General features: G+C 49.8%; 9 protein-coding genes. 6 read left to right on the top strand and 3 right to left on the bottom strand.

Going from position 1 to position 11620, the window contains the following annotated elements; translation table 11 throughout:
* The first annotated feature begins 317 nt into the window (after positions 1–317).
* The 5 genes from OGY33_RS08905 (at position 318) to OGY33_RS08885 (ending at position 7237) form a co-directional block, all read left to right on the top strand.
* Complete coding sequence (locus tag OGY33_RS08905) at positions 318–1949, top strand: sensor histidine kinase (RefSeq protein ID WP_003826772.1); 1632 nt, start codon at positions 318–320, stop codon at positions 1947–1949.
* Positions 1946–2665, top strand: coding sequence for a two-component system response regulator DcuR (dcuR, locus tag OGY33_RS08900; protein ID WP_008786975.1), 720 nt, complete (start codon positions 1946–1948; stop codon positions 2663–2665). The genes OGY33_RS08905 and dcuR overlap by 4 nt, the downstream gene beginning before the upstream one ends.
* A gap of 717 nt (positions 2666–3382) precedes the next feature.
* Entirely contained in the window at positions 3383–4723 is a 1341-nt protein-coding gene (dcuB, locus tag OGY33_RS08895; protein ID WP_003031873.1) for an anaerobic C4-dicarboxylate transporter DcuB, read from the top strand.
* A 96-nt stretch (positions 4724–4819) separates the two neighbouring features.
* Positions 4820–6466: a class I fumarate hydratase FumA gene (gene fumA / locus OGY33_RS08890; RefSeq protein ID WP_008786974.1), complete on the top strand. Its 1647-nt coding sequence runs from the start codon at positions 4820–4822 to the stop codon at positions 6464–6466.
* Positions 6467–6613: 147 nt separating this feature from the next.
* Entirely contained in the window at positions 6614–7237 is a 624-nt protein-coding gene (locus OGY33_RS08885; protein WP_191238924.1) for a DUF2238 domain-containing protein, read from the top strand.
* A 20-nt stretch (positions 7238–7257) separates the two neighbouring features.
* On the opposite strand, the gene OGY33_RS08880 is transcribed toward OGY33_RS08885, so the two are convergent.
* The 3 genes from OGY33_RS08880 to melA form a co-directional block, all read right to left on the bottom strand.
* Positions 7258–7512, bottom strand: a complete 255-nt coding sequence (locus OGY33_RS08880; protein ID WP_032942140.1) for a SemiSWEET transporter — start codon at positions 7510–7512, stop codon at positions 7258–7260.
* A gap of 2 nt (positions 7513–7514) precedes the next feature.
* Complete coding sequence (gene melB / locus OGY33_RS08875) at positions 7515–8945, bottom strand: melibiose:sodium transporter MelB (RefSeq protein WP_032942138.1); 1431 nt, start codon at positions 8943–8945, stop codon at positions 7515–7517.
* 92 nt (positions 8946–9037) lie between these two features.
* Positions 9038–10393: an alpha-galactosidase gene (melA, locus tag OGY33_RS08870; RefSeq protein WP_008786970.1), complete on the bottom strand. Its 1356-nt coding sequence runs from the start codon at positions 10391–10393 to the stop codon at positions 9038–9040.
* Between the two features lie 269 nt (positions 10394–10662).
* On the opposite strand from melA, the gene melR reads away from it, so the two are divergent.
* On the top strand, positions 10663–11595 hold the full coding sequence (gene melR / locus OGY33_RS08865) for a transcriptional regulator MelR (protein ID WP_003826756.1): 933 nt from the start codon (positions 10663–10665) through the stop codon (positions 11593–11595).
* The last annotated feature ends 25 nt before the right edge of the window (positions 11596–11620 follow it).

Raw genomic sequence — 11620 nt, 5'->3', positions numbered from 1 at the left:
TGGAGGCGCATTATAGGGAGTTTCCTGCGGCCCGCAACCCTTAAATGACAGAAAAATGACTGACTGCTGCATTCCACAGCAAAACCCCGCTTTATACCCATTTACACACAGAGTTATCCACAATCGTAAGGAAATTATCTGTAAGCGTCCCTAAAAAGGGAGAGAATCGGTATGAAAACCTCTATATAGAAAGAAATTCACTCTACGCTATATAAAGAAGAAGGACTGACAACTTAAGCGCCATAATCCCTACCACCTTTGAATTACGCACCCCATCAGGCAATAATACCCGCACAAACCGTGATTTCAGGACCGTGATGAGATACTCCCTGCAACGTACTGCTATACGTAAACGCCCGATGAAGCTTGGCACCACCGTGATCCTCATGGTTAGTGCAGTACTCTTCTCCGTGCTGCTTGTCGTTCATCTGATTTATTTCTCGCAGATCAGCAACATGACGCGCGATGCATTAGCGAGTAAAGCGCTTGCGGTCGCGCGAACGCTAGCCAACTCTCCGGAGATCCGCCAGGGACTAATGAAAAAGCCCGAGGAAAGCGGCATTCAGGCGATTGCCCAGGCGGTGAATAAGAGCAACGACTTTTTGTTCATCGTCGTCACTGATATGCAAAGCATTCGTTACTCCCATCCCGAAGCGCAGCGAATCGGTCAGCCATTTAAAGGTGATGACATATTGCTGGCCCTGCAGGGTAAAGAGAATGTCGCCATTAATCGCGGATTCCTGGCTAAAGCTCTACGTGTATTTACTCCTATCTATGACGAACATCACCGGCAGATTGGCGTCGTGTCGATCGGCCTTGAGCTAAGCCGGGTGACTGAGCAGATCAATAACAGCCGCGGCAGCATCATCTGGTCAATCTTATTTGGCGTACTGGTTGGACTGCTCGGTACATGGGTATTTGTCAAAGTCCTCAAGCGCATTCTGTTTGGCCTGGAGCCTTATGAAATCTCCAATCTGTTCGAACAACGCCAGGCGATGCTGCACTCTATAAAGGAAGGTGTTATTGCCGTTGACGAATGCGGTGAAGTGACCCTGATTAACCAGGCTGCGCAGGAGCTGCTGGATTATCACAAATCACAAGATGATGCCCAGCTCTCCACACTCAGCCATGCGTGGTCACAGGTGGTCGATTTTTCACAGGTACTACATGACGGAACGCCGCGCCGCGATGAAGAGATCATGGTGAAGGATCGGCTACTCTTAATTAACACGGTCCCGGTACTCAGCAACGGTAAAATCATCGGTGCCATTTCAACATTCAGAGATAAGACTGAAGTCCGAAAACTAATGCAACGTCTGGATGGTATGGTCAACTATGCCGACGCACTTCGTGAACGATCCCACGAATTCATGAATAAATTGCACGTGATTCTGGGATTATTGCATCTGAAAAGTTATAAGCAGCTTGAAAATTACATCCTGAAGACCGCAAACAATTATCAGGAAGAAATTGGCTCACTGTTAGGAAAAATAAAATCACCGGTGATCGCAGGATTTTTACTCAGTAAGATTAATCGCACATCTGATTTAGGCCATAGTCTGGTCATTAGCAATGAAAGCCAGTTACCGGAAAATAGCAACGAAGATCAGGTGGCGGTGCTGATTACCGTTCTGGGGAATCTGATTGAAAACGCCCTGGAAGCGCTAGGTCAAGAACCTGGTGGTGAGATCAGCGTATCCTTGCATTATCGACACGGCTGGTTGCATTGCGAAGTGAATGACGATGGTCCGGGGATTGCCCCCGAAAACATTGAGCACATCTTTGAGAAGGGCGTTTCGTCAAAAGGAACCGAACGGGGCGTTGGTTTAGCGCTTGTTAAACAACAGGTTGAAAACGTTGGCGGTAATATTTCCGTCGAGTCTGAACCTGGGATCTTCACCCAATTTTTTGTACAGTTACCGTGGAATGGTGAGAGGGCCAGCAGATGATCAATGTCTTAATTGTCGATGACGATGCAATGGTAGCGGAATTAAACCGCCGTTATGTCGCGCAACTCTCCGGTTTTCACTGCTGCGGCACAGCCTCCACGCTGGAGAAAGCAAAAGAGATAATCTTTCATAGCGGTCATCATATCGATCTGATTTTGCTAGATATTTATATGCAAAAAGAAAACGGTCTGGACCTGCTACCGGTTCTGCACAGCGAAGGTTGCAAGTGTGATGTCATCGTCATCTCTTCCGCCGCTGATGCCACCACCATCAAAGATTCACTTCACTACGGTGTTGTTGACTACCTGATCAAACCTTTCCAGGCTTCCCGGTTTGAAGAAGCGCTCACCGGCTGGCTGCACAAGAAAAATGAGATGGACAAGCATCAGTATTATGAACAGTCTGAGCTTGACCAGCTGATTCACGGCAGCTCTTCCAATGAACAGGAAGCACGGCGCTTACCTAAAGGGTTAACGCCACAAACGTTACGCACGCTGTGTCAGTGGATTGATGAGCACCAGGATCAGGAGTTCTCCACGGATGAGCTGGCCAACGAGGTCAATATCTCGCGCGTCTCTTGCCGTAAATACCTTATCTGGCTCGTCAATTGTCACATCTTATTTACCAGCATCCATTATGGCGTGACCGGCAGACCTGTTTATCGTTATCGCGTGCAGGCTGAACACTACTCATTGCTTAAACAATATTGCCAATAAATACACTTGGGATTATTTGTTATTTGAAAGTAACAATTATTAAAATAATGAAAAATCCCAATTTCACCATCTGGCACTGTAAAATTATAAATTTGCGTTAGATCAAATATATTTGTATCCGGCATGTTAAATGTATTATTTTAATATTGACAAACGTCACACTGTTTTTAATTTCAAAATCGCTAACAAAAGTTAATTAAGTATTATCTAACTCGCAGAGTGTGTATTTTTACCCATAAAGGATTAGTCTGAAATTAACCAGACATACAAAATCTAGACTGGTAGCAATGGAGACCATGCTACGTACCATGGACACCGTACATTTTTGTGAGCAAATAAAAGTATCCCCACGCCAACTTCATCACATCATGAAATGGCGTGACCGTGATCACATAAATAACCCACTCACTCATTCTGTCGGTGGTTCATGTAATAGCGGAAAACGCAAAACAGATAAATTACAGCGTCAACCGCGGCTCTCCATGTTCAGCTCTGCTTCCCATCGCCTGAGGATTCTCTCCTCTGATCAAAGCCACAGAAAAAAACTAAATATCGCCATAACTTTAAAAAAACATTCTAGCAAGACATTTGAACATTAATCGCAAATACGGACATATCGAATACTGACCATTTTTTGATGCTTATTCTGGCAAAAAAGAATGTGGCACAGATCCATTTTTCAAAAAATTGACTGGGTTTTTCGCGAGGGTAAATAAAATGTTATTTAGTATACAACTTCTCATAATATTAATATGTTTGTTTTATGGTGCCAGAAAGGGCGGTATCGCGCTGGGTTTATTAGGCGGTATCGGCCTGGTCATTCTGGTTTTCGTTTTCCATCTCCAGCCGGGTAAACCACCTGTAGATGTCATGCTGGTTATTATTGCCGTGGTGGCCGCATCGGCAACCTTGCAAGCCTCCGGCGGCCTTGACGTTATGCTGCAAATCGCTGAAAAGCTGCTGCGCCGTAACCCAAAATACGTTTCCATCGTCGCACCTTTCGTTACCTGCACCCTGACGATTCTCTGCGGTACAGGGCACGTGGTATACACCATCCTGCCAATCATTTATGACGTTGCCATTAAGAACAATATTCGCCCGGAACGTCCGATGGCGGCGAGTTCTATCGGCGCGCAGATGGGGATTATCGCCAGCCCGGTTTCTGTAGCCGTGGTGTCACTGGTGGCAATGCTGGGTAACGTAACGTTTGAAGGCAAGCATCTCGAATTCCTCGACCTGCTCAGCATCACCATCCCGTCTACCCTGTTGGGTATCCTGGCGATCGGTATCTTCAGTTGGTTCCGTGGTAAGGATCTGGATAAAGATGAAGAGTTCCAGAAGTTCATTTCCGTACCTGAAAACCACAACTATGTGTATGGCGATACCGCCACGCTGTTAGACAAAAAGCTGCCGAAAAGCAACTGGCTGGCCATGTGGATCTTCCTGGCTGCTATCGCCGTTGTTGCCGTGCTTGGCGCGTTCTCTGAGCTGCGTCCTACCTTTAGCGGCAAACCGCTGTCAATGGTGCTGGTTATCCAGATGTTCATGCTGCTGACCGGTGCGCTGATTATTATCTTGACGAAGACCAATCCCGCTTCAATATCTAAAAACGAAGTCTTCCGTTCCGGTATGATCGCGATTGTGGCGGTGTACGGTATTGCCTGGATGGCCGAAACAATGTTCGGCGCGCACATGACAGAAATCGAAGGTGTGCTGGGCAATATGGTGAAAGAGTATCCGTGGGCCTATGCAATTGTTCTGCTGCTGGTATCCAAATTTGTAAACTCCCAGGCAGCGGCGCTGGCAGCGATTGTTCCGGTCGCGCTGGCAATCGGGGTTGATCCCGCGTACATCGTGGCTTCTGCTCCGGCATGTTACGGTTACTACATTCTGCCGACCTACCCGAGCGATCTGGCTGCTATCCAGTTTGACCGTTCCGGCACCACCCACATCGGCCGCTTCGTTATCAACCACAGCTTCATTCTGCCTGGCTTGATCGGCGTAAGCGTATCCTGTGTCTTTGGTTGGATCTTCGCCGCAATGTACGGTTTCCTGTAATCACAGTTCGCGTGCCGTCCACGTTGGTACGGCACGCCACCATGAAGACACAGAGAATTTTAAAATTCCTGAGAAAAATGAAAAGGCTGGAAGCAAATGTCAAAAGTTGAATTCACTTACCAGGCGGCTTTCCCACTGGGGGAAGACAAAACTGAGTACTACCTGCTGACATCCGATCACGTCAGCGTCGGCGAGTTTGAAGGCGAAACAATCCTGAAAGTAGCCCCTGAAGCACTTACACTACTGGCCCAGCAAGCCTTCCACGATGCCTCCTTCATGCTCCGCCCAGAACACCAACAGCAAGTCGCCTCAATTCTCCATGATCCCGAAGCCAGCGAAAACGATAAGTACGTGGCGCTGCAGTTCCTGAGAAACTCCGAAATCGCCGCCAAAGGCGTGTTGCCAACCTGCCAGGACACCGGTACGGCAATCATCATGGGTAAAAAAGGTCAGCGTGTTTGGACCGGCGGCGGCGATGAAGCGGCGCTCTCCAAAGGCGTATTTAATACCTATATCGAAGATAACCTGCGCTACTCACAAAATGCGGCGCTGGATATGTACAAAGAAGTGAATACCGGCACCAACCTGCCCGCACAGATCGATCTGTACAGCGTGGACGGTGACGAATACAAATTCCTGTGCGTGGCCAAAGGCGGCGGCTCAGCCAACAAAACCTATCTGTATCAGGAAACCAAAGCGCTGCTGACTCCCGGCAAACTGAAAAACTTCCTGGTTGAGAAAATGCGCACGCTGGGTACCGCAGCTTGCCCGCCGTATCACATCGCATTCGTTATTGGTGGTACGTCAGCGGAAAGCACCCTCAAAACGGTGAAGCTGGCCAGCACACACTACTATGACGCGCTGCCGACTGAAGGCAATGCTCACGGCCAGGCATTCCGCGATCTGCAACTGGAACAAGAACTGCTGGAAGAAGCGCAGAAACTCGGCCTTGGTGCTCAGTTCGGCGGGAAATACTTCGCACATGATATCCGCGTGATCCGCCTTCCTCGCCACGGCGCGTCCTGCCCGGTTGGTATGGGCGTTTCTTGCTCCGCAGACCGTAACATCAAGGCCAAGATCAACCGCGAAGGGATCTGGATTGAAAAACTGGAACATAACCCAGGTCAGTACATTCCGGAATCTCTGCGCCAGGCGGGCGAAGGCGAAGTGGTTAAAGTTGACCTTAACCGCCCAATGAAAGAGATCCTCGCCCAGCTCTCTCAGTACCCGGTTTCTACTCGTCTGTCACTGAGCGGTACTATCATTGTTGGTCGTGACATTGCCCACGCGAAGTTAAAAGAACGTATTGAGTCCGGCGAAGGTCTGCCGCAGTACGTGAAAGATCATCCGATCTACTACGCGGGTCCGGCCAAAACCCCTGCAGGCTACCCGTCCGGTTCTTTAGGTCCAACCACCGCGGGTCGTATGGACTCCTACGTTGACCTGTTGCAGTCTCACGGCGGCAGCATGATCATGCTGGCAAAAGGTAACCGTAGCCAGCAGGTGACTGACGCCTGCCACAAACACGGCGGCTTCTACTTGGGCAGCATCGGTGGACCAGCAGCGGTACTGGCGCAGCAGAGCATTAAGCATCTGGAATGCGTGGAATACCCGGAGCTGGGTATGGAAGCTATCTGGAAAATCGAAGTAGAAGATTTCCCGGCTTTCATTCTGGTCGATGACAAAGGCAACGATTTCTTCCAGCAAATCGTCAGCAAACAATGCGCTAACTGCGCGAAGTAACCCATTCGGCCCGGCACTGGACTGGCACTAAATTTTTGGCGTCAGTCCAGCGATCCCCCCGGGCCAACTTTATCCCCCCATTTACTGGTATTGAATTTTTGCCGTTCACAGGGAATAGTGATCTTTTCCATTACGTGTGAATTCGCAATGCTCCGCACTCTGAACCCCACAATCTTGCGCACCAGTGCATTGATCCTGGCGCTGATTCTTATCTACACCGGTATCTCTGCCTCTGAGAAAATCACCTGGCTGATGGAAGTCACGCCAGTCATTATTGTCGTCCCGCTGTTGCTGGCTACCATGAAGCAGTACCCATTGACGCCGCTGCTTTATACGTTGATTTTCTTGCACACCATCATTCTGATGGTAGGCGGGATGTATACCTACGCCAAAGTCCCCGTCGGTTTTCAGGTTCAGGAATGGCTGGATCTCAGTCGAAACCCCTATGACAAGCTGGGCCACTTCTTCCAGGGGCTGGTACCAGCCCTGACGGCAAGAGAGATTTTAGTGCGCGGCAATATTGTCCGTGGTCGTAAGATGCTGGCATTTTTGGTCTGCTGCGTAGCACTGGCGATTAGCGCAATGTATGAACTCATCGAATGGTGGGCCGCGCTGGCAATGGGACAAGGTGCGGATGACTTCCTTGGCACGCAAGGTGACCCGTGGGATACCCAGTCGGACATGTTCTGCGCCCTGCTCGGTGCGTTAACAACGGTCCTCGCGTTAGCGGGCTGGCACAATCGGCAGTTGAAAACGGCCGGAGAGCGCTAACGCTTCTCCGGCAATCTACATTACCTACTGCGATACTTGATAACCAGAATCGGCAAGGCGAACAACAGTGTCAGAAAGTTCGCCATGCTGACGGCAGTATCTTCAATCAATAATCCGTAAATCAGCCACAAAACCAGCCCGCACACAAACATCACATACATCAAACCGGAGATGCCTTGCGTGTTGCGGGTGGTAATAACCTTAATGGCTTGCGGTAAGAAAGAGAGCGTTGTCAGGCTGGCCGCCAAATACCCAATCAACGAATGCCATTCCATCGCTATGCCTTCACATCGCCTGGAGCCACTACCGCAATAGCCGGGATATCCGGTTGCTCATGGTGCTGCGGCACCTTGCGATACTTATCCAGTAAATGGATCTGGATCCTGCGCAGGGTGTCGCCATTCAGTCGATAAAAGCGGAAATACAGGACTAAGGTCACCACAAAAAAGAGTGCGGGTAGCGCTATCATAATAAACTGCATGCCAACGATGGTTTCGGCAGACTGCGCGACATTTGGCGCGTAATTAATCACTCCGAGTATCAACGCGATAAAGAAAGCGGCAAATGCTGACCCACCTTTTACCACCATTGTCTGCACCGAATAAGCGATACTTTCACAACGAACATTAAGTTTGTATTCGCCGTAATCAACGGTATCCGCCACCATAATGACCTGCAACACCCAGAAAAGCGCAGAACCAATATTCAGTAAAACACCCGCTATAACAATCAGTAAGATATTATGGAAATCTGCCAGCGCCATCACCAGTAGTACGCTACAGCTAAGCACCGGCAACACCGATGCCCCAGCCCACAAGATCCGTCGTGACAACGCGTTTACCAGCCGAGGAAAGAAAATCAGCGTCAACAAGTTTGCCGCACCTGCGTAAGACATGTAGTACGGGAAGAGACTTGCATCGCCAATCACGTAGGTAAAATAGTAAATGGCAAAGCCAGCAATGATATTAGATGCAATATTGTAAGCCAGTGCCATACCTAACAGGCAGGATAGCTGGTCATTTTTATAGATGAGCCCAACGATCGCTTTCAACCCAAGACGACTGCTGTCTGCCGTGGCCTCACTGTCTGACGAATAAACCTCATGCACATTCCGTAGCGTCACAACGGTGGAAACGATAAAGAACGCGATGAGAATTAGTGTAAACATCTGAAAACCAAAACCACGATCTGCTCCGCCAACATAGCTCACAAAAGGCAGCGTCACGCCTGCGGTAACAAACCCAGAAAGGCTGGCGAAGAAACGGGGGTACGGCACCAGTTGTTCACGCTCGCGTTTATCCAGCGTAATGGTTGGCACCAGTGACCAGAATGGAATATCCATAATGGTGTAGGTCATTCCCCATAATATATACGTCACGCAAACAAATACGACCTGCGCAGTACCCTCAAAAAGATGTGCGCTAAAAAGCAAAAACAGCACCAATGAGTTCGCCAGCGTACCGAGCAAGATCCAGGGTTTAAATTTTCCCCAGCGCGATCGGGTGGCGTTCACAATCCAGCCCATGATGGGATCGTTTACCGCATCCCAGATCCTTGCCGCCAGGAACAACGTTCCGACCAGCCCCACCGATAATCCCACTACGTCGGTGTAGTAATACATCAGGTACATGTACACAATACCGATGGCGAAATCCTTACCAAACGCTCCAAATCCATAACTGAGTTTTGTTGTCAGAGATATGCTCATAGGGTATCGGGTCGCTGTTACCAGCGCCCGCCTTCTGTAAGAGGAAACGTCAGAGGTTAAACGCCGGATGCAATGCCCGGCGTGATTGTGTATTAACGGTGCAGCCAGGCCGGCAGCCAGTCGCCGTGAGACGCGATCAGGTCGTCCACCAGAGCATAAATCTCTTCAATCCCCAGTACCGCGGCGGTATGCGGATCCATCATCGCCGCGTGATAAACGCGATCGCGATTCTCCGTCAAGATGGCTTCCGTTAGCAGGGTCTGAACATTGATATTGGTTTGCATCATGGCCGCCAAATGTGACGGGAGAGTCCCGACTTTCGTTGGCTGAATACCATTTGCATCGACCAGACAAGCGACTTCAACGCAGCAGCCTTGCGGCAGGTTATCGATCAGATTGTCATTGCGAACGTTGCCATACACGACGCTCGGTTCACCGGTCCAGATAGCGTTCATGATAGTGCTGGCATATTCGCGCGACGGTTTAATGTCGATCCGCTCAGCCGTTTTGTACTCTTCCAGCTCTTTTTTCCAGTTCGCCAACTGTTCCACACAACGTTTCGGATATTCATCCAATGGCACCTTATAGCGCTCAATCAGATCTTCACGTCCCGGTTTGATAAACCACGGCGTATATTCAGCGAAGTGCTCCGACGATTCGGTGACGAAATACCCCAATTTTTTGAACATTTCATAACGCACAATGTTCTGGCAACGGGTATTTCCGTGAATATTTGGTTTCGGCGCCTGACCGGATTCATAGGCCGCCAGCAGCTCCGGGTAGAGATTCACATAGGCACCGTCCGCCGTTTTGCGCTCCAGCTCCAGATAAAACGCCATATGGTTGATCCCGGCACTGCGATAGCGCAAAGAAGCAGGGTCGATGTTCAGATCGCGGGCCAACTCCTCCGCCGTCCCCTGCACCGAATGACACAACCCAACCTGCTTAATATGCGGATAGCGCGCATACATTGCCCAGGTGTTCATTGCCATCGGGTTAACGTAGTTAAGCATTGTGGCCTGCGGACAGACTTCGGTCATATCCTCACAAATCTGCCATAAATGCGGGATGGTGCGCAGCGCGCGCATAATACCGCCCGGCCCCAGCGTGTCGGCAATCGTCTGCTCCAGACCATGGCGTTTACACACCGTAAAATCGGTGACGGTACAAGGTTCATAGCCGCCAATCTGGAAAGCGACCACCACAAAATCAGCATCCTGTAATGCTGCTTTTTGATCGGTATAGCAGGTGATTCGTCCAGACGCGCCCGCAGAATCCATCAACTTGCGCACAACAACGTGTGACTCCTCCAGACGCGTAGGATCGAGATCCATCAAGGCGATATGCGCAGATTTAAGCGCATCGCGGTGAAAGACGTCCCCAAGAATATTTTTGACGAAAATCGTGGAACCGGCGCCGATAAAGGTAATTTTGGGTGCAGACATCATGACTCTCCAGAACATTAGTGAACACAGTCATGGTGGCACAGCGCATAGATGAAAACCTCCGACTTCCCTGCTGAGCATTCCCATAAACTCAGATCATCACTCTGCGCCCTATTGGATCTGAGTTTATGGGACAAAATTACCCAAAAAGCAGAGTATGCGGCCGCAAAATGTCGCTATGCTCAATGGTAACGGTCCAATTTGTGTCCTGATTCTCAGCCTTAATACGTGTTAAATGACATGATTCTGATAATTCAGGAAATGGAGCAACCATGAGTACATTACCGACATCGCCTCTCCCTCCCGATCCGCACATGTGCAGTAGCGATGAAGAACAAACCCGCAGCCCGCTATCGCTGTACTCAGAATATCAACGGATGGATATCGAGTTGCGCTCACCGCATGCTATGCCTGCCAGCCACTGGCATGGGCAGGTGGAGATCAATGTTCCGTTTGATGGTGACGTCGAGTACCTTATCAACAACGAAGTCGTGCAGATAAAACAGGGACACATCACGCTATTCTGGGCCTGTACACCGCATCAGCTCACGCGTCCGGGCAGTTGCCAAAGTATGGCTATCTTCAATTTACCGATGCACCTTTTCCTCTCCTGGCCGCTGGATCGCGAGCTGATCAACCATGTTACCCATGGAATGGTCATCAAATCGCTGGCGTCGCAGCAGTTGAGCACCTTTGAGGTTCAGCGCTGGCAACAGGAACTGAGCAACCCGAACGAACAAATTCGCCAGCTCGCCATTGATGAAATTGGTCTGATGCTCAAACGGTTTAGCCTTTCCGGTTGGCAGCCTATCCTGGTCAATAAAACCTCGCGGACCCACAAAAACAGCGTGTCGAGGCACGCCCAGTTTTACGTCAGCCAAATGCTGAGCTTTATTGCCGACAACTATGATCAGGCGCTCACCATCAACGACGTCGCGGAACACGTGAAGCTCAACGCCAACTACGCGATGGGGATTTTCCAACGCGTAATGCAACTCACCCTGAAGCAGTACATCACGGCAATGCGGATTAATCACGTCCGCGCATTGCTTAGCGATACCGATAAAACCATTCTCGACGTTGCGTTGACCGCCGGATTCCGATCCAGCAGCCGTTTTTATGACACCTTCAGCAAGTTTGTCGGCATGTCGCCGCAGCAGTACCGCAAACTAAGCCAGCAGCATCGGCAAACAATCGCTGGTTGATATCATTCGGCAATATCAGTATCAG

This window comes from Citrobacter sp. Cpo032 (assembly GCF_030332975.1).
Classification (GTDB): domain Bacteria; phylum Pseudomonadota; class Gammaproteobacteria; order Enterobacterales; family Enterobacteriaceae; genus Citrobacter; species Citrobacter portucalensis.
The sequence above is the reverse complement of the archived record's forward strand: the minus strand, read 5'-3'. Positions and strand labels throughout refer to the sequence as shown.

Bases quoted from the DNA above. Each gene is read 5' to 3' on its own strand.
- OGY33_RS08905 (WP_003826772.1), top strand. From the start codon at position 318: ATGAGATACTCCCTGCAACGTACTGCTATACGTAAACGCCCGATGAAG.
- dcuR (WP_008786975.1), top strand. From the start codon at position 1,946: ATGATCAATGTCTTAATTGTCGATGACGATGCAATGGTAGCGGAATTA.
- dcuB (WP_003031873.1), top strand. From the start codon at position 3,383: ATGTTATTTAGTATACAACTTCTCATAATATTAATATGTTTGTTTTAT.
- fumA (WP_008786974.1), top strand. From the start codon at position 4,820: ATGTCAAAAGTTGAATTCACTTACCAGGCGGCTTTCCCACTGGGGGAA.
- OGY33_RS08885 (WP_191238924.1), top strand. From the start codon at position 6,614: ATGCTCCGCACTCTGAACCCCACAATCTTGCGCACCAGTGCATTGATC.
- OGY33_RS08880 (WP_032942140.1), bottom strand. From the start codon at position 7,512: ATGGAATGGCATTCGTTGATTGGGTATTTGGCGGCCAGCCTGACAACG.
- melB (WP_032942138.1), bottom strand. From the start codon at position 8,945: ATGAGCATATCTCTGACAACAAAACTCAGTTATGGATTTGGAGCGTTT.
- melA (WP_008786970.1), bottom strand. From the start codon at position 10,393: ATGATGTCTGCACCCAAAATTACCTTTATCGGCGCCGGTTCCACGATT.
- melR (WP_003826756.1), top strand. From the start codon at position 10,663: ATGAGTACATTACCGACATCGCCTCTCCCTCCCGATCCGCACATGTGC.